We start from the raw sequence: 20589 nt of genomic DNA on the forward strand, positions 1-20589 counted from the left end.
GGCCCGCGGGACCACAGGGGAACGACGATGATCGAGGCACTGCAGCTCACCAAGCGGTACGGGGAGAAAACGGCGGTCGACCGCCTGGACTTCACCGTCCGGCCCGGCGCCGTCACCGGCTTCCTGGGCCCGAACGGCGCCGGCAAGTCCACCACGATGCGGCTGGTCCTCGGGCTGGACGCGCCGACCGGCGGCACCGTCCGCGTCAACGGCCGCCCCTACGCCCGGCACAGCGCCCCGCTGCAGGAGGTGGGGGCGCTGCTGGAGGCCAAGTCGATCCACCCGGGCCGGTCGGCGTTCGACCACCTGCTCGCGCAAGCCCACACGCACGGCATCCCGCGCCGGCGGGTCTCGGAGGTGATCGAGCTGGCCGGGCTGCAGCCGGTGGCGAAGAAGCGGGCCGGCGGCTTCTCCCTCGGCATGGGCCAGCGCCTGGGCATCGCCGCGGCCCTGCTCGGCGACCCGGCGACGGTGCTGCTCGACGAGCCGGTCAACGGCCTCGACCCCGAGGGCGTTCTGTGGATCCGCACCCTGCTCCGCGAGCTCGCCGCGGAGGGGCGCACGGTCTTCGTGTCCTCGCACCTGATGTCCGAGATGGCGCTGGTCGCCGAGCATCTCGTCATCGTCGGCCGCGGCCGGTTGCTCGCCGACACGACCGTCGCCGACCTGGTGCGCGAAGCCGGCGGCGACACGGTCAAGGTGGCCACCGCCGACCCCGCGCGGCTGCGCGAGGTCCTGGCCGGCCCGGGCGTCGGGATCACCGGCCAGGCCGGGGCCGGAGAACTGCACGTGACCGGCCTGTCCGCACGGGCCATCGGGCTCAAGGCCGCCGCGCACGGCATCGCGCTGTTCGAGCTCACGCCCAGGACCGTCTCGCTGGAGCAGGCCTTCATGGACCTGACGAGGGACGCCGTCGAGTACCACGGCACCGGCGTCGAGACCCTCGGGAGGGCGGCATGAGCACCGTCTCCCTGGTGGAGCTCGAGCGGCCCGCATACCGGGTGACCGGACGCCGCGTGCTGCGTTCGGAGTGGTCGAAGCTGTGGTCGCTGCGCTCCACGTGGATCACCCTCGGCCTCGCGTGCGTGTTGCTGGTGGCCATCGGCCTGATCGCCGCGGCGCAGTACACGCCCCAGCCCACTGGCGGGGACCTGGACGACGACTTCGCCAACGCCACCGCCGTCAGCCTGTCCCTGTTCGGCCTGACGTTCGCGCAGCTGGCCCTGGGTGTCCTCGGCGTGCTGGTGACCGCGGGTGAGTACTCCACCGGCACGATCCGCTCGACCTTGGCCGCGGTGCCGCGCCGGCTGCCGGTGCTGTGGGCGAAGTCGGCGGTGTTCGGCGTGGTCGCCCTGGTGCTCGGCCTCGTCGGCGTGTTCGTCACCTTCGTGATCGCCTCCGGCATGGTTTCCGGGACGCCGGCGGCGCTCACGCTGTCGTCGCCGGGCGTGGTGCGCAGCCTGCTGGGCGCGGGCCTCTACCTCGGCCTGGTCGGGGTGCTCGGGGCCGCGCTCGGCGCCCTGCTGCGGTCGGTCGCGGGCGGCATCTCGGTGCTGGTGGCGGTCCTGATGCTGATCCCCGGCCTGGTGTCGCTGCTGCCCGCGAGCTGGCAGGGCAAGATCGGCCCGTACCTGCCCGGCAACGCCGGCCAGTCCATGTACGCCCTGACCCACGAAGGCACGGCCTTGTCGCCGGCAGCAGGGTTGCTCGTGTTCCTGGGCTGGACGGCACTCGCGCTGGGCGGCGCGGCCTACCGGCTCGTCCGGACCGACGGCTGAGCCGCGTTTTCGTCCACTATGGGCAGGTGACCGATGTGAGCGGCGACGCACTGGGGCAGCCGTTGCTCGCCCAGGCGATCCGGATCAGGCGCCGGCTGCGGCGGACGGGCCGGGCCCATCCGTGGATCCTCGACACGGTGGTGGTGGCCGTGGTCGTCGTGCTGTTCTGCGTGCCGGAATTCGTGCAGTTCGACGACGACGGCGACCCTTGGTCGATCGCGTTCACGCAGCTGCCGGTGCCCGCGACGCTGGCACTGCAGGCAGGCCTGGTGCTGCCCCTGCTGGGGCGGCGCCGGGCGCCGTCGGCGACGTTCGCCGCGATCGCGGCGGTGTTCGTGGTGCAGTGGTCGCTGGGGGTGTTCCTGCGCGCCGACGTGGCCTTGCTCGTCGCCCTCTACAGCGTGGCGCTGCACGGCCGCGTCCGGCACGTGCCCTGGGTCGGCTTGGCCATGGCCGGGCTGATCGTCCCGATGCTGGTGCGCGTCTCCACCGTGGTGTCCGTCTGGGGCGCGTTGTTCTTCCTGATCAGCGCCGTGACCGCGGCCGCCGCACTGGGGTTCGCGGTGCGGGTCCGCCGGGCCCGGCTGGCCGACCTGCGCGAGCGCGCGGCCCGGCTGGAGGTCGAGCGCGACCAGCGCAGCAGGCTGGCCACCGCCACCGAACGCGCCCGGGTGGCCCGGGAGATGCACGACATCGTCGGCCACAACCTGTCGGTCATCATCAGCCTGGCCGACGGCGGCGCGTACGCGGCCGAAGCGTCGCCGGAGCGGAGCCGGGAGGCGCTCCGGCTCGTCGGGGAGTCCGGCCGCCAGGCGCTGGGTGAGCTCCGGCGCATGCTGGGTGTGCTGCGCGAGCAGGCGGGGGCCCCGGAGCTGCACCCGCAGCCCCGCATCGCCGACATCGAAGCGTTGTGCGGCCGGCTGCGCGCGGCCGGACCGGAAGTGGGCTACCGGTCCGGCGGCGAACTGGAGTCCCTGGACCGAGGGGTGCAGCTGATGGCCTACCGCATCGTCCAGGAAGCGCTCACGAACACGCTGAAGCACGCCGGCCCCGGCACGCGCGTCGACGTCACGCTCGTCGCCGAGGACACGCAGCTGCGGATCTGCGTCCAGGACACCGGCAGGCCGGACGGCAGCCGGCCCGCACCCGGCGAAGGGCTCGGGCTCACCGGGATGAGAGAACGCGCGGCGCTCTACGGCGGCGCGCTCACCGCGGGGCCCGCGCCCGGCGGCGGCTGGGTCGTGCGGGCGGTCCTCGACGTCACCCCGCTCCCGGGGAGCCCGGCGTGATCAGTGTGCTCATCGTCGACGACCAGGCCCTGCAGCGCTTCGGCTTCCGCATGCTGCTGGAGGCGACGCCGGACACGGAAGTGGCGGGGGAGGCGGCGCACGGGGCCGAGGCGGTGCGCCGGGCGGCCGAGCTGCGTCCCGACGTGGTCCTGATGGACATCCGCATGCCGGGCATGGACGGCATCGAAGCCACCCGCCGCATCATCGCGGGCGGCGGGCGGTCGAGGGTCCTGGTGCTGACGACGTTCGACCTGGACGAGTACGCGCACGCGGCGCTGCGGGCGGGCGCGAGCGGGTTCCTGCTCAAGGACGCGCACCCGGAGGAACTGCTGGCCGGCATCCGCGCGGTGGCCAGGGGAGACGCCGTCGTCGCCCCGGCACTGACCCGGCGTCTCCTCGACGCCTACGCCCACCACCTGCCGGCGGCGTCCGGCGATGCTCCGGACGACCCGCGCTGGGAGGCGCTGACCGAGCGCGAGCGGGAGATCCTGGTGGCGATCGGCCAGGGCCGGACGAACGGCGAGATCGCCTCGCGGCTGGTGCTGTCGGAGTCGACGGTGAAGACCCACGTGGGCCGGGTGCTGGCGAAGATCGGCGCCCGCGACCGCATCCAGGCCGTGATCGTCGCCTACGACCTGGGCCTCACGCGGCCCAACGAGCGGGGCTGAGCCCTCACAGCCGGCGGAACCGGGCTTCCAGCAACGCGAACACCCCGAACACCGCGACCCCCGCCGCCAAGGCCAGCAGCAACGCCTGCCCGTACGGCCGCGCGGCCAGCGTCTTCAACGCCGGATCCAGGCCCCCGGCTTTGGCCGGGTCGTAGCGGACCGCCGCCAGGACCAGCATCGCCCCCACGGTCGCGTACAACACGCCCACCGCGCACCAGCCGATCTGGCCGAGGCGGGTGGTCGACAGCCGCAGGGTGCGGGACGCGCCGCCGAAGTCGAGGTCGCGGAGGAACTTCTTGCGCGCCCCTCGGTAGGCCAGCCACGCGGAGACCGCGATGACCAGGACGCCCGCCGCGGTCACCGCGACCGCGCCCCACGGCAGGCCCAGCACGCTCGCGACCACCGAGCCCGCCTTGCCGGACGCGCCCAGCGCCGTCTTGCCGGCGCTGTAGGCGACCAGGCCGTACAGCACCACTTCGACGCCGCTGACCGACCGGCGCACCCAGCGGCGCCGGGGCGCCACGTGCCGGTGGCCGGTGATCGCCTCGGCGAGCTGCCACAGCGCCAGCACGCCGGTGCCGCCCGCGACCAGCCAGAGCAGCCACGCACCACCCTCGGCGGCGACGATCTGCAGCGCACCCGCCTTGTCGGCCCGCTCGTTGTCGCCGAGCGCCACCTGGACCGCCAGCCACGCGACGATGAGGTGCACCGCCGCGTAGCAGGTCAGCCCGATCCGGGCAAGCAGGCGGAAAACTCTCAGTTCGGGCATGAAGGTGAGTTTTGCTCACCTTGCCGGGTTTGACCAGCCGCCCCCGCTAGGGATCGGGCGGGCACCAGGTGTCGGAGGTGGGCCCGTCGGCGGCGCCGCAGAAGCCGTGCACCGACTTGTCGACTTCGCCGCCCGACACGCCCATCACCGCCACCGGCTTGTTCTGCGGCACGTTCCGGCCGATGTCGCCGCCGAAGTCGATGGTTCCGGTGACGCCTTCGAGGTACTTGTTGACCTGCCCGGTGCCCGGGCGCGAAGTGTGGATGGCGGTGATCTCGCGCCAGATCGCGCCCGGTGTCACCGGGATCTCGGCCGCCGTCTCACGCAGGTAGGCCGCCGCGACGATCATCACCTGCGCGGCGTCGTAGGCGAGTGCGGCGTGGCCGTCGTACGAGCGGCCCTCCGGCGTCTGCTCGAACGGGAACAGCGTCTCGTCCAGCGTCTTGTAGAAGTCCAGCGCGGTGCCCCTCGCCTCGGTGACCGGTGCGGTGGCGAACGACAGGTAGTAGTAGGGCAGCGCCCGGTTGCGCCGGCGTTCGCCCTGGTCGGCGACGAACCGCGTGACGTCGTCGTCGCCGATCACGGTGGCCCGGCTGCCGCACTGCGCGGCGCTGCCGAGGAACTGGCCGAAGTCGGGTACGCCCCGGCCGGCGAAGAACGCCAGGCCGTCGTAGGAACACGTGTCCCGGCCCGCCGCGCCGGCGTTGCCCAGCAGCGTCTCGCCGTAACGCGTGTGCGACGGCGGCCCGCCGAGGCCCCCGTCCGGGGTGAACGCCCGCGCTTCGGCCTGGAAACCCTTGTCGCGGAACGACTTCAGGACGTCGTCACGCAGGTTGGTGCTGTACACGTCGGCGTCGTCGTCGGAGTAGTAGACGCGGACCACGCGCGGCCCCGGCAGCTGCTCGGCGAACCCGGCCGCCACCGCGGCCTCGCGCCGGTTCTGCGGGGTCACCTGGAAGTACATCGGGTTCAGGTCGGCCAGCGGGTCGGCGGACAGCGTCGAGGCGACCATCGGCAGCCCGGCGTTGGTCAGCGCGGCGATGGTCCGCTGGGTGGGCGCGCTGCTCAGGTCCAGCCCGACCACCCCGACGATGCTCTTGTCCTGCTCGGCCTGCTGCCGCAGGCGGCCGGCCACCCGCACGCCTTCGCGCATGTTGCGGCCGGCGTTGGCGATGAGCAGCCGGACGATCGGGTCGGCCGAACCCGGCGCGTTCAGCTGCCGCAGCTGGGCGACCGCGAACCCCTCCAGCGACTCGCGTTCGGTGGTCAGTCCCTCCGCGAGGTTGTTGGACGACGTCAGCGCCTCCAGCACGACGAGCGTGATGTACGGCCGCTCCGGGTGGGCTTCGTGCAGCCGTTCCGCGCGGTGGTTCTGGTCCAGCACCACCGCCTCGACCTGCCGGATGGTCGCGTCCGACGGCTGGAAGATGTCCTCGGAGCCGTCCGTGACGCCGACGCATTCGGTGCCGGTCCAGGTCAGCCACGGGTTGTCGGAGTGGCAGTGCTCGGCCCAGGTGTCGTGGCCGCGGTAGGCGACGAACCCGGCGACGAGCGCGACGACCACCACGGGCACCCCGATCCGCGTCCACCGGCTCGCCCACCACGGCGGCCGGACCTGCTTGCGGAACCGGTAGTCGCTGCCGAGGGTCTGCAGCATCTGCCGCACCTTCGGCTCGTCTTCGCCGGTGGGCGGCCGGATGCCGATCGGCAGGTACCAGGCGGTCGGCTGCCGTTCACGCCGGTCGCGTTCGAGCTGGTTCTGCCAGGCCACGTACGCGGCCCGCGCCTGCCCGGCCTGGAACTGCGGGCGGTGCGGCGTCGGTTCGGCGTCCGGCGGCGGCGCGGGACTGGCGCTGACGACCAGCAGCGGGTCGAACAGCCCGACCTGGTTGCGGACGGAGTTGACCAGTTCCAGCAGCCGGTAGCCGCCGTTGCCGACGCTCACCTCGTCCAGCAGCAGCACGGGGTAGGTCATCCGGCGGCGCCGCCACACCCGCCACGGCCGCAGCCGGTAGGCGCGCCGCAGGTCTTCGAGAAAGGCGTTGAGCAGCAGGCGGCAGACGTATTCGGGGGCCTCCTCCTGCCACTGCCCCTCGGTGAGCCGCCGGGCGAACCGGACGAAGCTGCCGGACATTTCGGGGGCGAGGTGGGGCTGCCGCAGGAACCAGCGGTACCGCCCGGAGAGCAGCGGGACCCGGCCGGTGACGGCGATCCGGAAGGTCAGCAGGGTCAGCCCGCGCACGAGCAGCGAGAAGACCTTCCAGATGCCCTGGTTTTCGGGCAGCTGCTTGACGGCGTCCTCGGCGGAGGAGCTGAACCGTTCGGCGAGGCTGATCCGCCGGATGGCCCGCCGCAGCACCCCGTCGGGATCGTCGCGGCCGTCGTAGTCCTGCAGCATCAGCCAGTAGACGAGGTCGAAGAGCGGAAAGGGCAGCCGGCTGGTGTGCGCCTTCGCGCTGTCGCCGAGTTCCTTGCGGGCATCCCGCAGGACGTCCCGGACAACGGTGACGGAATCGGCGGTCGCCGGCCCGGGTTCGTCCCGTCCTTCGTGCCCGGTGAGCTCGGGGCGCGCGTACCGGATGCTGCCCTGCGGTTTGGCGGTCCTGAGCCGCTCGGCGACGGCGGCGAGCACGTCCTGGTTTTCGCGCGGCCGGACGAGGCACACCATGGGCAGGCCCCGTCGTTCGGACCGTTCGTCCTGGTAGTCACCCCAGTGGCATTGTTCGTCGAGTTTCCGCGGCCGGTCGCCGAGCCGCGGCCGGAGGCAGAGCGCCCCGAGCAGCTTGACCAGCACGTCGGCGCCGACGAATCCGAGCGGCCCAGTTCCCCCCATCGGAACAGAATGGCACATCTCCCCGGGGACCGGTCCCCGGCAGATTTACCGTCCCGGGGAAACGGTGTGTATCTGCCGCCCGAAGGCGTGCTCTTGAGTTCTGGCCGGATGCCGGAGATCGACGGAGGGCGCCATGCCGGAGCAGACCGAGACCCGACCCGCCCTCGCGGCCGGCCTCCTCGTCGACCGTGACCGGGGTGAACCCGTCGCGGGCGTGCGCCTCGCCGTCCAAGTGAGACTGGACAGCTGCGTCCACGACGTCGCCGCCGGGATCACCGACGCCGAGGGCCGGTTCGCCCTGTTCCGGGCCGACGACGTGGCCGACTGGCTCGTCCGGGTCGTCACCTGCGGGGAAGGCGAACCCGTGACGATCACCGGCGCACTCGGGGACCAGCCGGCCCAAGACCTCGCTACCACCCGGCTGGGTGAATTTCTGTCCCTGACCATCGAAGTCCCGGCGGCCCAAGTCGACTGGGCCGCCCTGAACCGGCCCGGCGAGGGCCGCATCGACGAACTCCTCGCCCGCGTCCGCGACCCCGCCGAAGTGCCCGACCAGGCCGTCCGCGTCCGCTCCGTCGCCGAACTCGAGGCCGCCTTCCTCGATCCGTCCGGCACCCTGGGCCCGCTGCCGCCGTGGTCCACCCTCGCCCACGACTTCGCCGCCTACGAAGCAAGCCTTCGCGACCACCCCGGAACCGAACAGGCGCTGCAGGAGCTGCGCACCCGGCTCGCCAGCTTCGCCGATCTGTCCCAAGTGGACTGGCCGATCGACTTCGGCGCGCTGGGCCGGGCCGGCCTTTCCGAAATCCTCAACAAGTACGCCGACCGCTTCACCACCGGCGGCCTCCTCGACGGCCCGCTGATCGGCGCACTGAACCCGGCCATCGGCTACCGCGACTACCTCGTCGGCGTCTGGGTCAAGCTCTGCGCCTACGACGACCACTGGCTCCAGCAAGCCGGCGAAAAGCCGCTCACCGGCGCCGAGGCGCGCGCCCAGCTGACCGCCCGCTTCCACCAGGACTTCACCACCCGCGACACGACCCCGGAACCGGCGAACGAACTCGCCATCGGCACGGTCACGCGGATCCTCACCGAGCCTGCGCCCACCGGGTACGGACTGCCCGCCGTCCCCGGACGCGGCGACGCCGACGCACGCTCCTACCTGGACAGCTTGATCGTCCTTTCCGGAGTGACCGCGCGCGAACTCGGCCTGCGGTTCCGGATCGACCTCACCCGTCCCGACCAGGCGATGAGCACCCCGGTCGCCGAGAACACCGCCACGCTGCTGGGGTTCTTCCGCGACAGCTTCCAGTCGGCACCGGACCCGTTCCACACCCCACCGGACGTGCGGAACCGCACCGTCATCCCGGACGTCCAGCGCGGCCGGGCGCCGTTCTTCCTGGAGTACGAAGAATGGCTGGCCGCCACCGCGCCGTTCTACCCCGAAAACGTCCTGTCGATCGCCCGTTCCCTGCGTGCGGGCGAGCTCGCCGCCGTGAAGCCCGGGCCACCCTGGCAGGTGAAGGCCGTCGCGGTGTTCGCCGACATCGCCAAGATCGACAAGCTGCTGCTGCAGGGCGAGTACCCGCAAGCACTCGCCCTGATCGACGCGACGACCAAGGACGCCCTCGCCCTGATCAAGGACCAGCAGCAGGCGGGCTACCCGCTCGACCCGCCCCTGCTGGCCCGCAAGCGCCTGCCGGTCACCACGAAACCGCAGCTGGCGGCGTTCGAACGGTTCCTCGGGTTCGGCTCGGCGTATTTCAGCGAGCCGACGTACGACTTCCCGTTCCCGGGTGACTGGACCGGCCACCGCCTGACCGCCGCCCTGGTGCTGTACGCGATGTACTTCTCCTGGGTCTGGCGGTCGGACGCCCTGCTCGCCACCGGCCGCTTCACCGAGGCCGCGAAGTGCCTCGAGGGCCTGACCGGGGTCGCCATCGGGGCGGCGGCGCAGGACGACCCGGCCGGCTACCAGACCCTCCAGAACGCCGGAGTGCCGGAGCTCTACACCGACGGACCGCTTCCGTCCACATTGGACCGATCCGGGACACCCCAGGTGGTGCAACCGGATCTCCGCGAACCCAGCGCCATCCCGTACGGCAGCACGTTCGACGACTACAGCCAGCTGCGCCCGCCGAAGATCGCCGGCAAGCTGCACCGCGTCGACCGCCGGTTCCTGGTGCTGCGCCTCGGCGCGGTGCTGCTCGAGTGGGCGGACGCGCTGTTCCGGGCCGACGAGCCGGCCGGCGCGGCGCGAGCGCGTGAGCTCTACAAAGCGGTGTTGTGGCTGCACGGCGACGACCCGCGGGTCGGGCCGACCTGGCAGGGCGGTCTCCCCGGCGGCTACGTCGGCGCGTCGGCGAACCCGGCCGTCGTCGCGCAGGTCGCCCGCGCCCAGCTCGGCTTCACGCAGATCGAAGCCGGGCTGAACTACTTCGGCGGCACCGAATCGACCGTCCCGGTGCAGCGGTACCGCACGCTCAAGGACGCCGCCGACCGGTTCGCCGCGCTGGCGAAAGCCGCCGAACGCGACTTTCTCGCCGCCACCGGGCACCTCGAAGACCTCGCGATCGAACGGCTGCGCACCTCCAACCTGCTCGCCAAGGCCACCGCGCAGAAGGCGATCGCCGGCGAGCAGGCGCAGATCGCCACCTACCAGGTCGCCCTCGCCCAGCAGCAGGTCACCGACGTCGAGGCGCAGATCGCGGCGAAGAAGGCCGAGATCGCCGACCACGACAGCTTCTTCGGGCAGCTGTCGGACTTCGCCTCGGGGATGGTCAAGACGTTCACCGGGCTGCCCGGCTTCGCCACCAAGGGCATCGGCGAAGGCTTCGCCGCCGAACTCGGGCTGGGCGACGCCTCCGCCTCCGGCCTGCTGGGTCTCGGCGCGGGGGCCTCGATGCTCGCCGGGTTCGGCGCGTTCTACTACGCCGGTTACACCAGCATGTCCGGCATGGCCGCCGCCTACAGCGGCCGCGCGGGCGAGCTGAAGCGCCTGCAGGACGTCGCCCTGCCGCTGGCCAAGGGCAACGTGGACGCCAAGCAGCGCGAGGTGATTATCGCCAAGCTGCAGGCCACCATCGCCGACGCCGACATCCGCCTCGCGAACGACCTGCTCGCCTTCACCACCCTGCGCCTGCTCAACGCCGAGTTCTGGACCGCCGTCACCCAGGTGCTGCGGCGCGTCCTGCGCCGCTACCTCGACCTCGGTGCCTGGGCCGGCTGGCTCGCCGAACGCGCGCTCGCCTTCGAACAGGACCGGCGCCTGCGCATCGTCCGGATGGACTACCTGGCCCGCGACCTCTCCGGGGTGACCGGGGCCGACCAGCTGCAGGGCGATCTCGCCGAGCTCGAGGCCGCTCGCATCGCGGGCGAACGCGCGCTGGTCCCGTACCGTTGCGTGCTTTCGCTGGCCGAAGAGTTCCCCCTCGCGTTCGGGGCCCTGAAAGCCCGCGGCCGTTGCTCGTTCGCCACCTCGGAAGCGGCCGCGCGGGCGTTCTTCCCCGGCACGTTCGGCCATCGCGTCCGCGGCCTCGCCGTCGAAGTCCGGATGCTCACGGCGGGCCGGCGCGTCCGCGGCACTCTGGTCAACCACGGCGTGTCGCAGGCCAGCGCGGACGAAACCCTGACGCCGCGGCCGCTGCTCCGGTTCGCCGACGCCGTCGCCGTCTCGGAAAGCGGTACGCCGGGACCCGACGGCCACGACGTCCTCGGCCCGTTCGAGGGCATCGGGCTCGACACCGGCTGGACCCTGCACCTCGACCGCGACGCGGGCGCGTGGGACACGATCACCGACGTCGTCATCCGGATCGACGGGCTCGCCCGCTTTTCCGACACCCTCCGCCAGTCCCCGGCGGCGCCCGCGCCCAGCCGGCTGCTGCTGGTCTCCGCGGCCCGGTTCGCGCCGGACGCGCTGGCCGCGGTCAAGGCCGCCGGCGGCGGTGCGGTAGAGCTCGACTTCGCCAAGGTGCCGTACCCGGCGGCCGAGCAGAACCGCCGCGTCGCCAACGTGTTCGTCGCCCTGCCCGGCAGCACGGGCCCGGCGATCTCGGCCACCCTCGACCTCACCGGCGTGGCGGCCGCGTTCACGTGCGATTCGGGAATCGCGCTCTCCAACGGAGCACCGCTGCGCTCGCCCGGCAGCCCGTCGCCCGACCAGCCGCTCAACGCGGCCATCGGCGAGCCGGTGGAGCAGCCCTGGCGGTTCACCCTGTCGGCGGACCCCGGCGCCGACCTGACCGGCCTGCGGGACGTCGTCGTCGGGATCGAATACACCGCCGATCCGCTGTAGCGCGCCGGTCGCATCGAAGCTGGATCGCCCATGGACCGGGTCCGGTCCGCGCCGACGGGCGGGTCATCGGCCGGCTGAACGGGTACCGTGATGCAAAACCCGTTCAGCCGGTGCCCGGGAGACCCAGTGAGCAGCACACCCGAGGGGCGGTCGCTCGGTTCGCACGAGGTCGCCCGCGCTCTCGGCGTCTCGCAGGTGACGCTGCGGACGTGGGAGCAGCGGTACGGCATCGGCGCGTCGGAACGCGAGGAGAACGGCCGCCGCCGGTACACGCCCGAAGACGTCGAGCGGCTGCGGCGGATGCGGGCGCTGCAGGCGCAGGGCACGCGGGCGCGCGAAGCCGCCGAGCTGGTGCTGTCCCGGTCGGCGGCGGAGACCACGGCCGGCCGGCGGCGGCAGCGGATCGCCGAGGCCGCCGAACTGCTCGACGTGGCCACCATGGGCAGCCTGGTCGACGACGCGCTCGCGACCCTGGGCGTGGCGACGTCGTGGACCGAGGTCGTCGCACCCGTCCTGCGGGCCATCGGGGAACGCTGGGCGAAAGCGGGCGACCGCACCGCGATGGCCGCGGAATGGGCGCTGGCCGCCGCGGCATCGACGGCACTGGACCGGCTGCGGACGTCCGCGCCCGCCCGGGCCGGCCGGGGCCCCGCGCTGTTCGTCTGCGGGCCGGCCGAGCGGCACGAACTGCCGATCAAGATGCTCAGCGCGGCCCTCGGCGACACCGGCGCCCCGGCGATGTACCTCAGCGGCCTGGTGCCGATCGACGTCCTGCGGGTGGTGGCCGGCCGGTACGCGCCCAGCGCCGTGGTGGTGTGGTCGATGACGTCGCCGTCCGCGGACGTGCGGACGCTGCACACCCTGCACACCGAGGGCATTCCGGTGCGCCCGGCCGGCCCGGGCTGGCGCGGCCTGCCCACCGTCGGCGAGCCACTGCCGCCGTCGTTCGAAGACGCCTTGGCGGCGCTGGGCGGCTGATTTGAATCGCATTTGAATCGCGCCGGGCCGATTTCGGCGAGCGCGATGACGATCATTCTTTTAGGCTTTGCTGCGACAATGCATCGTCTGTGCATCGAGAGGTGATCGTGGCCAGGGACGTTCGCCCGGTGGTCGCCGGCCACGCCGGAACCTCGGCGCCCGAAGCGTTTTCGCGCTCGCTGTCCGCCTACCGGGACCACCGGCTGGCCGCCGACCTCGCCGCGCACCGGCGGTACCGGCACGATCCGCTGACGGTCGCGGTGACCGGGGCGAGCGGACTCGTCGGGACGGCGCTGACCGCCCTGCTGGCCACCGGCGGGCACCGGGTCGTCCGGCTGGTGCGGCGGCCCGCCGAGACGCCCGGCGAGCGGACGTGGCACCCGGGCGAACCCGCTGCGGACCTGCTCACCGGCGTCGACGCGGTGGTGCACCTGGCGGGCGCCCCGCTCGCCGGCCCGTTCGACGACGGCCACCGGCGAGCCGTGCGCGACAGCCGGATCGCGCCGACGCGGGCGCTCGCGGACCTGGCCGCGCGCACCGCCGACGGGCCGAAGGTGTTCGTCTCGGCGTCCGCCGTCGGCTACTACGGGCCGGGCCGCGGTGACGTCGTCTTCACCGAGGAAAGCGAACGCGGCCAAGGGTTTCTCGCCGACGTCGTCGCCGGCTGGGAAGCGGCGACCGAACCGGCGGCGGCGGCCGGGCTCCGGGTGGTCCGGGTGCGCACCGGCCTGGTGCTGAGCCCGCACGGCGGCCTGCTGCGGCTGCAGTACCCGCTGTTCGCCGCCGGGCTGGGCGCCCCGCTCGGCACCGGAGCGCGGTGGATGCCGTGGCTCGGTCTCGACGACCTGGCCGACGTCTACCTGCGCGCACTGACCGACTCCGTCCTCAGTGGACCGGTCAACGCGGTGAGCCCGGAGCCGGTGCGCAACGCCGAATACACGCGCACGCTCGGGCGGGTGCTCGGGCGGCCGACGCTGCCGGAGGCCCCGCCGGCCGGCCCTCGGCTGCTCCTCGGCCAGGACGGCAGCCGCGAACTCGCGCTCGCCGACCAGCGCGTGGCACCCCGGCGGCTGACCGGAGCCGGCCACGAGTTCCGCCACCGCCACCTGTCCGACGCACTCGGTCACCTGCTCGGCGCCGCGGCCGAACCGGCCGTCGCCACCGCGGGCGGCCCGGCGTGAAGCGGTGGACGGCGGGGAAACGCCTGCGGCAGCTGCTGGTGTTCGTGCACGTGGTGGTGTCGGTCGGCTGGATGGGGGCCGGCGCGGCCAACGTCGTGCTGGCCATGACGGCCCGGTACACGGACCGGCCGGACGTGCGGAGCGTGTGCTACCTGATGGTCGACCGGATCGACGTGCTCGTGGTGATCCCCGCGGCGTTCACCAGCCTCGTCGGCGGCGTCGTGCTGTGCGTGGTCACGAAGTGGGGGATCGCGCGCCACTGGTGGGTGCTGGTGAAGCTGGTGCTGACCGCCGCGGTGATCCTGTACAGCACGTACGGACTGGGCGTCTGGGTCGAGGAGAGCATGGCGGCCGGCGGCCGGCCGAGCCCGGCCGGCGGACGGCTCGCGTACGGCGCCGCGCTGAACCTGGTGGCGTTCCTGTTCCTGACTTGGGTGTCGATCGCCAAGCCGTGGGGCCGGACACCGTGGCACCGTCCGCAAGCGACTGTCCGATCCCGGCAAGAAAGCCGCGCCCGGCGGCCATCGGTCACCGCGTCGGCTTAGCGTGCTCGCCGCGGCCGGCTCCCGGCTCAGGCCGTGAAGGCCACCGTTTCCGCGCCCACGAACGGCAGCAGGCGCCGGGCTTCGGCCTCGACGTCGGCCCGGTCGCCGTCCGCCAGTGGGCGGAACGGCGTCAGCCGCAGCTGCCCGCCGGACAGCTCCCAGCTGCCGTGCACCCGGCCGTCGACCAGGAACGCGGGCCGGACCAGCGCGCAGCCGGGCATGATCCGCTTGCGGTCTTCGGCGGAGATGATCCGCGTCCGGTCGGCGTGGCCGAGCAGGGCGTTGTCGAAGCCGGGCAGCAACCGCACGGGAGCCGGGGTGTCGGGCTCGGGCAGCGGGGCATCGGCCAGGTCGACCAGCTCCCGGCCGTGCGGGTCCCGGTGGTGGCGCAGTTCGGCGCGCATGCTCTCGACGACCTCGCCCAGCCGGGTCAGCCCGCTCCACGCCTGCACGTCCTTGACGCCGGCCGGGCCGAACGCGGCGAGGTACCGGCGGACCAGCTCCCGTGCGCTCGCCGCCTCGCCGACCTCGACGGCGGTGACCGAAACCGACGACCGCGTGCCCCAGGCACCCCAGCCGGCGGTGGCCGGGTCGTGGATCATCGCGGACCGCATCTCCACCTCGCCGCCGAGGATCCGGCCGTCGCGGCCGGGGTAGCGCTCGGCCAGCCGCCGGGCGAGCTCCTTGCGGGGCGTCGCCCGGTCGCCGAGGATCCGCCGGCCCGCCGCGACGAGCTCGGCGGTGGCCAAGCCGGCGTTGTTGCGGCTGAAGTAGGCCGCGCCCGCGGTGCGGTCGAGCACCGGTTGCAGGAGCGGCCGGAACCGCCGGAAGTCGTCGGCCGCGGCGAGGTGCTGGGTGCTGCGCAACAGGCCCGAGCGCACCACCTGGCCGCTCTCCAGCAGCGACGTGAGCCCGGTGTGGTCGAAGTCCCGGATCCGGCTCCACAGGCCGACGAACGGCCAGTTCGGCTCCTGCGCCTGCATCGCGACCAGCCGCCCGACCACGGCCAGCGGGCTCTCGCCGGTTCGCGACAGCAGGAACTGCCGCTGCAGCAGGGCCCGGTTCAAGGCCCGGAAGGACAACGTGGTCACCGGAGCCGGTCCGGAACGTCGCGCGCGATCATCGTGGGGCTCCCCTCAGTCCGGTCCGGCGGTCGAGGAGAACGGTAGCCACCATTCAGGCCGGTACCTGACCTGAACGGCGGTCAGACCACGGTGAAGCTCGCCGAGAGCGTGGCGGCCGAGCTGGTGCCGACGTAGACCTCGATCTCGCCCGGCTCGACGCGGAACCGGGCGGTGTTGTCGTAGAAGCCGACGTCGTCCGGGGTGAGGGTGAACGAAACCGTCGTCGACGCGCCCGCGGCCAGGGTCACCCGCTGGAAGCCACGCAGCCGCCGCACCGGCTGCACGATGCTCGCGACCGGGTCGCGCAGGTAGAGCTGGACGACCTCGTCGCCCGCGCGGCCGCCGGTGTTGGTCACGGTGGCGCCGACGTCGATCCGGCCGCCGCGGGCCGGCAGGCGGGTGCCCGAAAGCCGCAGGCCGTCGACGCGGAACGTCGTGTACGACAGGCCGTGGCCGAACTCGTAGAGCGGCCCGCTCGCCAGGTCCAGGTACTTGGACGTGTACTTGTTGGCCGGGTCGGCGGGGCGCCCGGTGTTCTCGTGGTTGTAGTAGACGGGGATCTGGCCGACCGCGCGCGGGAAGCTCACCGGCAGCTTGCCGCCCGGGTTGACCACGCCGAACAGGACGTCCGCGATCGCGTGGCCGCCCTGCACGCCCGGGGCCCACGCTTCGAGGACGGCGGGGGCGTTCTCGTGCAGGTACGGGATGGTCAGCGGGCGGCCGTTGACGAGCACGACCACGAACGGTTTCCCGGTCTCCTTGATCGCGGCCACCAGCTGCTGCTGCACGCCGGGCAGGTCGATGGTGCTGCGGGCCGCGGCCTCGCCGCTCATCGCGGCGGTCTCGCCGACCACCACGACCGTCACGTCGGCGGCGCGTGCCGCCTGCTGCGCGGCGGCGAACCCGCCGGTGTCGGTCCCGTCGACGGTGCAGCCGGGGGTGTAGCTCACGGCGGCGCCGGGCACCGCGGCCTTGATCCCGTCGACGACGGTCACCGGCGGCGTCGTCCAGGCACCGGTGCCCAGGCCCGCCCAGGTGCCGTTGAGGTCGTAGGTCGCCGCGCCGAGCGGCCCGACGACGGCGACCGAGCCGGTGGTCTTCGCCAGCGGCAGCACGCCGTCGTTCTCGAGCAGCACCATGCACCGCGCGGCGGCCTGCCGCGAGGCGGCCAGCGCGGCCGGTGAAGGCGCTTTCACTTCGGTGGCTTCGTCGACGTACGGGCGCTCGAACAGGCCCAGCCGGAACTTGACGAGCAGGATCCGGCGGACGGCGTCGTCGATCTGGTCGCGGGTGATCCGGCGTTCGGCCAGCAGCCGTTCGGCGAAGCGGGCGTAATTCGTGCTGACCATCTCCATGTCGACACCGGCGGGCAGCGCGGCCGCCGCGGCGTCCGCGCCGTCGCCGGCCAGGCCGTGCAGGATCAGTTCCTCGATGCCGGTGTAGTCGCTGACGACGAACCCGCGGAAGCCGTAGGCGCCCTTGAGGAGGTCGTGCAGGACGTAGCCGTTGCCGTGGGCCGGAACGCCGCTGATGGTGTTGAAGCTCGCCATGACGGTCGCGACGCCCGCTTCGACGCTGGCCTTGAACGGCGGCAGGTAGAGGTTGTGCAGCCGCTGCAGCGAGACGTCCACGGTGTTGTAGTCCCGCCCGCCTTCGGCACCACCGTAGGCGACGAAGTGCTTGGCACAGGCGGCAACCCGATCCGGCGCGGAGTAGTCGTCCCCCTGGTAGCCCCGCACCTTCGCGACGGCGAACCGCGTCGCGAGGTAAGGGTCCTCGCCGTACCCTTCGGCGATCCGTCCCCACCGCGGTTCGTGGGTGACGTCCATCATCGGCGCGTAGGTCCAGTGGATGCCGCTGCGGCGTGCTTCCCCGGCGGAGACCGCGGCGTCGGTGCCGGCGACAGCGGGGTCGAAGCTCGCCCTGGGCGAGCGGGATCGGGAAGTTGGTGGTGTACCCGTGGATGACGTCGAGGCCGAAGACGAGCGGGATCTTCAGCCGGGTCCGCTCGACGGCGATGCGTTGCAGGGCATTGAGTTTCGCCGCACCGACAACGGAGAAGACACCCCCGAGGCGGCCATCGGCCAGCGCGGCGCGGGCGGCGGTCTCGTCACCGACGAGCTGGAGCTGGCCGATCTTCTCGGCCGGCGTCATCTTGGCGAGCAGCGCCTCCACGCGCCGATCCCGCTCGGGCGGCCCGGCGGGAGCCCCCTGCGCCACCGAGGGGCCGCCCACCCCGGCGGCGGCAACCCCGCCGGCGAGCCCGGCGAGCACCATCCGCCGGTTCACCCCACCGGCGGCCGAAGTTCCGTGACTTTCCTGCAGCGACATGGCGGGGACCCTTCCACGCGACGAAGAAACCGGTGGCGAACTCCTTTGATCGGTCAGGCTTGCCCAGCCTAGCCCCGCACCGAGGAGGCCACCGGTTGGCCGCGGACGATCATGGTGTCCGTCGATCTGTGAGGTGAGCTGATCGAACGGCCGGGAGGTGTATCCAAGCGCGTGCGGTGGTCTCCTTGACCGCGGCGAACACCGATGTGTAGCTCCCGGGATCGCCGCACCGGATGTGGCGGATGACCTCTTCGTAGAACCAGTTCGACGCGATGACGGCGATGTCCCCGTCGGAAACCGACAAGGCGTCCTTGACCGCACGGGAGTCGAGGAGCCGGAACGTGTGGATGATCGCCGCGCCGGTGAAGCCGTGCGCGTCGCGGGTGATCTCGCCTGCGTGCAGCGCGACCCGCAGGCGGATCTGCTCTTCCGCGGTGTGCGCGCTGTTGTGCCCGGAAAGGTTCTTCGCCAGTTCCTGCGGTACCCGTTCGCCGAAGACGGCTTTCGGGTAGGCGCCCGGGGCCAGCACGAGTACCCCGTCGCCGAGGTCGATCCGGTGGCAGGCCCGCCACCGGACGCCCGAGTCGGCCAGTGCGTCCTCGACCGCCCGGTACAGTCCCGATCGGACGATGAGCCGGTGCAGGTTGGTCCGGCCGGGAGCGTTGAAGCCTTCCACATCGACCGCGAAGATCGTGTAGTGCACGGCGTTCGCGACGGGACCGAGGCTGGGCAGCTTCGGTTCTCTGTTCCTCCGCAGGGCCGGGGTCGCTCGGTTCGGCATGGTGTTCCTCCTGGATTGGCGCGTGGGTGGTGGCCGGTCAAGATCCCGGCAGGAGCATGGTCGCGACGGGGAACGGCGTGGCCAGCACTTTCTGTGCCAGCATCAGGTCGGCGACGCGTTGGAGGTCGCCGAGGTCCAGGTGGGCGGGGAAGCGGCCGACCCGGACCTCCCGGGCCGTCCTGGCGTCGATACCGAGGTACTGCTGGAAGATCTGCTCGCGGACGTCGCGGTTCTGGACGTCGGCGACACCGCGGCGGAGGGCGTGCTGGAAGGCGTCGACCACGTCGGGCCGGCTCGCGGCGGAGCTCGCCGGGATCACCCAGCCGGACATGGCGATCTCGAAGTTGAGGTCGAGTCCGAGGTCGAGCAGCTGAACGGCGCCGGCTTCGTCGGCCATCGTGACGAACGGTTCGGCGAGGACGGCGCCGTCGAGCTCGCCGCGCTGCATCGCCGGCACCATCGCTCGCATGTCCATGGTGACCCAGGTGACGCCGTCCGGATCGCCGCCGGCCTGCCGCATCTCCGAGATCGCGAGCAGGTCCGAAATCGATCCGCGGCTGGTGACCCCGATCCGCTTGTGCGCGGCCTGGTCGGGCCGGACGAAGGAGCGGTTCGGTGCGCCGACGAGCATGAGGTGGCCGGGCTTGGCGACGTAGGCCGGCGCGATGATCTTCAGGTCGGCGGCGTGGCCGGCCTGCGCCATGAACATCCCCGGGTAGCTGCTGAACGCGACGTCGAGCTTGCCGGTCCCGAGCCCCCGTACCGCCTCCGGGCCGCTGGCCACGGTGACCACCTGGACGTTCAGACCCACCTTGCGGAAGTACCCCTGGTCGACGGACCGGTAGAACGCCGTGACGTCGACGAACGGCAGCACGCCCACCCGGACCGTCACCGGCGGCGCGAGCGGCGGCGGCTCCGCAGGCTGCGCGGACCCGCGGTACCAGTAAAAGCCCACGACCGCGGTCAGCGCGAGCAGGACCACCAGCACCACCGCGGCAGCTTGCTGCCGGCGCTTGCGGCGGGCCCGCCCGGGGCCCACCGCGAAATCGGGCGCGAGCCCGTCAGCCTGCCGCGACCGCACCAACTGCAGCGCCGCCGGGATGGCGCAGGAACGCCGCGCGTCCGCGCCGTCGCCGGTGATGGCGAGCAGTGGCCGGCCGGGCCGGCGTCGTCGCCCGGCGTGGTCGGGTCCGGCGCCGCCGTGGCCCGCAGGCGCGCAGCTCAGCGCGCGACGAAGATCCGCCAGGCGCCGGTCGAGTTCGACTTCGTCGATCTCGACGGCCCGTCGGCCGAACCATCCGACAACCATGCTCCCCGCTCCCTTGTTCGTGTTGTCCATTGCTCCCTCGAGCTCAGCTGTGCGTCCCGAGGGCACGCCGGAGCCTTTCCCGACCTTTCTTGTAGCGGCGCTGGGCCATCCGGAGACTGATGCCCAGGATCTGCGCGACTTCCGGCAACGACCGTTCGTTCAGGCACGCCAGCGTCACGACCTCGCGCAGGTCGCCGGGCAGCGCGTGGAGCGCGTCGAGGGCATCGACGATCTCGGCGCGCCGGTCCGCGAAGTCCTCTTCCCGGAGGGCCTGGACGGTGATCAGGTCCTCCGCGGGCAGCAGTACCTCGCGACGGCTGGCTCGCGAGTGGTCGATCAGGAGGTTGCGGGCGATCGTCAACGCCACCGGGACCAGGTCCGCCGACCCGGCACCGGGGTTGCGGCTCAGGTGCGTTCCGAGCCGCAGGACGGTCTCGCCGACGACGTCGGCCGCGTCCAGCCGCCGGGTGTGGGCCCGGGCGTATCGCTCGACCTGCGGGCCGACGAGGTGGAGGAGTTCGGTGAGATCGGGCCTCCTTTGTCCGGCGGGCACGGTTTCCGAATCACTGGTCACACTCACTCGCCTTCGATGAGCCGCTGGCCGGGCTGGCAGCTGACGGTCCGGAATTGCAGCGGACTGAAAGTGCACCTGTCGGCCATGCGCTTCACAGGCGATTCCTGATCGGTAGCGTCGACGCTCATGCCCAAG

At 72.7% G+C, this 20589-nt stretch carries 15 protein-coding genes and 1 pseudogene; 8 read left to right on the forward strand and 8 right to left on the reverse strand.

From position 1 onward, the window contains the following. Window positions 1–27: 27 nt before the first annotated feature. The 4 genes from ACWED2_RS22060 to ACWED2_RS22075 are packed head-to-tail and all read left to right on the forward strand — an operon-like array spanning window position 28 to window position 3735. Entirely contained in the window at window positions 28–960 is a 933-nt protein-coding gene (locus tag ACWED2_RS22060; RefSeq protein WP_449692353.1) for an ABC transporter ATP-binding protein, read from the forward strand. Further along, window positions 957–1778 (forward strand): ABC transporter permease, encoded by an 822-nt coding sequence (locus tag ACWED2_RS22065; protein ID WP_449692354.1) that lies wholly within the window; start codon window positions 957–959, stop codon window positions 1776–1778. The genes ACWED2_RS22060 and ACWED2_RS22065 overlap by 4 nt, the downstream gene beginning before the upstream one ends. 26 nt (window positions 1779–1804) lie before the next feature. Further along, a complete protein-coding gene (locus ACWED2_RS22070; protein ID WP_449692355.1) occupies window positions 1805–3067 on the forward strand; it encodes a sensor histidine kinase in 1263 nt (420 codons plus the stop codon). Then, window positions 3064–3735, forward strand: a complete 672-nt coding sequence (locus ACWED2_RS22075; protein WP_449692356.1) for a response regulator — start codon at window positions 3064–3066, stop codon at window positions 3733–3735. The genes ACWED2_RS22070 and ACWED2_RS22075 overlap by 4 nt, the downstream gene beginning before the upstream one ends. A 4-nt stretch (window positions 3736–3739) precedes the next feature. Here the strand turns inward: ACWED2_RS22075 and ACWED2_RS22080 are convergent, their stop codons facing one another. Beyond that, window positions 3740–4504 carry a DUF1206 domain-containing protein gene (locus ACWED2_RS22080; RefSeq protein ID WP_449692357.1) on the reverse strand — a complete coding sequence of 255 codons (765 nt, stop codon included), beginning with the start codon at window positions 4502–4504 and terminating at the stop codon, window positions 3740–3742. 46 nt (window positions 4505–4550) lie between these two features. Continuing rightward, a complete protein-coding gene (locus ACWED2_RS22085; RefSeq protein WP_449692358.1) occupies window positions 4551–7337 on the reverse strand; it encodes an ABC transporter substrate-binding protein in 2787 nt (928 codons plus the stop codon). A 133-nt stretch (window positions 7338–7470) separates the two neighbouring features. On the opposite strand from ACWED2_RS22085, the gene ACWED2_RS22090 reads away from it, so the two are divergent. From ACWED2_RS22090 to ACWED2_RS22105, 4 genes are all read left to right on the forward strand, one after another. After that, a complete protein-coding gene (locus ACWED2_RS22090; RefSeq protein WP_449692359.1) occupies window positions 7471–11631 on the forward strand; it encodes a Tc toxin subunit A-related protein in 4161 nt (1386 codons plus the stop codon). A gap of 126 nt (window positions 11632–11757) precedes the next feature. Continuing rightward, on the forward strand, window positions 11758–12609 hold the full coding sequence (locus ACWED2_RS22095) for a MerR family transcriptional regulator (protein ID WP_449692360.1): 852 nt from the start codon (window positions 11758–11760) through the stop codon (window positions 12607–12609). A gap of 107 nt (window positions 12610–12716) precedes the next feature. Further along, on the forward strand, window positions 12717–13790 hold the full coding sequence (locus ACWED2_RS22100) for a TIGR01777 family oxidoreductase (protein ID WP_449692361.1): 1074 nt from the start codon (window positions 12717–12719) through the stop codon (window positions 13788–13790). Then, window positions 13787–14335, forward strand: coding sequence for a hypothetical protein (locus ACWED2_RS22105; RefSeq protein WP_449692362.1), 549 nt, complete (start codon window positions 13787–13789; stop codon window positions 14333–14335). Before ACWED2_RS22100 ends, ACWED2_RS22105 begins: the two co-directional genes overlap by 4 nt. A 26-nt stretch (window positions 14336–14361) precedes the next feature. On the opposite strand, the gene ACWED2_RS22110 is transcribed toward ACWED2_RS22105, so the two are convergent. From ACWED2_RS22110 to ACWED2_RS22135, 6 genes and pseudogenes are all read right to left on the reverse strand, one after another. Continuing rightward, window positions 14362–15426 (reverse strand): winged helix DNA-binding domain-containing protein, encoded by a 1065-nt coding sequence (locus tag ACWED2_RS22110; RefSeq protein WP_449692363.1) that lies wholly within the window; start codon window positions 15424–15426, stop codon window positions 14362–14364. A gap of 113 nt (window positions 15427–15539) precedes the next feature. Next, window positions 15540–16598: a glycoside hydrolase family 3 C-terminal domain-containing protein gene (locus ACWED2_RS22115; RefSeq protein WP_449692417.1), complete on the reverse strand. Its 1059-nt coding sequence runs from the start codon at window positions 16596–16598 to the stop codon at window positions 15540–15542. 174 nt (window positions 16599–16772) lie between these two features. Continuing rightward, window positions 16773–17790 (reverse strand): annotated as a pseudogene (locus ACWED2_RS22120) (glycoside hydrolase family 3 N-terminal domain-containing protein); the annotation flags it as partial. Window positions 17791–17899: 109 nt separating this feature from the next. Beyond that, the gene (locus ACWED2_RS22125) at window positions 17900–18571 is read right to left on the reverse strand and encodes a hypothetical protein (RefSeq protein WP_449692364.1); all 672 of its coding nucleotides are present in this window, start codon (window positions 18569–18571) and stop codon (window positions 17900–17902) included. A gap of 37 nt (window positions 18572–18608) precedes the next feature. Beyond that, complete coding sequence (locus ACWED2_RS22130) at window positions 18609–19880, reverse strand: ABC transporter substrate-binding protein (RefSeq protein ID WP_449692365.1); 1272 nt, start codon at window positions 19878–19880, stop codon at window positions 18609–18611. Between the two features lie 43 nt (window positions 19881–19923). Continuing rightward, on the reverse strand, window positions 19924–20454 hold the full coding sequence (locus tag ACWED2_RS22135) for an RNA polymerase sigma factor (protein ID WP_449692366.1): 531 nt from the start codon (window positions 20452–20454) through the stop codon (window positions 19924–19926). Window positions 20455–20589: the final 135 nt, after the last annotated feature.

This window comes from Amycolatopsis sp. NPDC005003 (assembly GCF_053600695.1).

Coding starts and splice junctions, on each gene's coding strand:
- ACWED2_RS22060 (WP_449692353.1), top strand. CDS start 28: ATGATCGAGGCACTGCAGCTCACCAAGCGGTACGGGGAGAAAACGGCG.
- ACWED2_RS22085 (WP_449692358.1), bottom strand. CDS start 7,337: ATGGGGGGAACTGGGCCGCTCGGATTCGTCGGCGCCGACGTGCTGGTC.
- ACWED2_RS22065 (WP_449692354.1), top strand. CDS start 957: ATGAGCACCGTCTCCCTGGTGGAGCTCGAGCGGCCCGCATACCGGGTG.
- ACWED2_RS22125 (WP_449692364.1), bottom strand. CDS start 18,571: ATGCCGAACCGAGCGACCCCGGCCCTGCGGAGGAACAGAGAACCGAAG.
- ACWED2_RS22090 (WP_449692359.1), top strand. CDS start 7,471: ATGCCGGAGCAGACCGAGACCCGACCCGCCCTCGCGGCCGGCCTCCTC.
- ACWED2_RS22080 (WP_449692357.1), bottom strand. CDS start 4,504: ATGCCCGAACTGAGAGTTTTCCGCCTGCTTGCCCGGATCGGGCTGACC.
- ACWED2_RS22115 (WP_449692417.1), bottom strand. CDS start 16,598: ATGGTGCTGCTCGAGAACGACGGCGTGCTGCCGCTGGCGAAGACCACC.
- ACWED2_RS22130 (WP_449692365.1), bottom strand. CDS start 19,880: ATGGTTGTCGGATGGTTCGGCCGACGGGCCGTCGAGATCGACGAAGTC.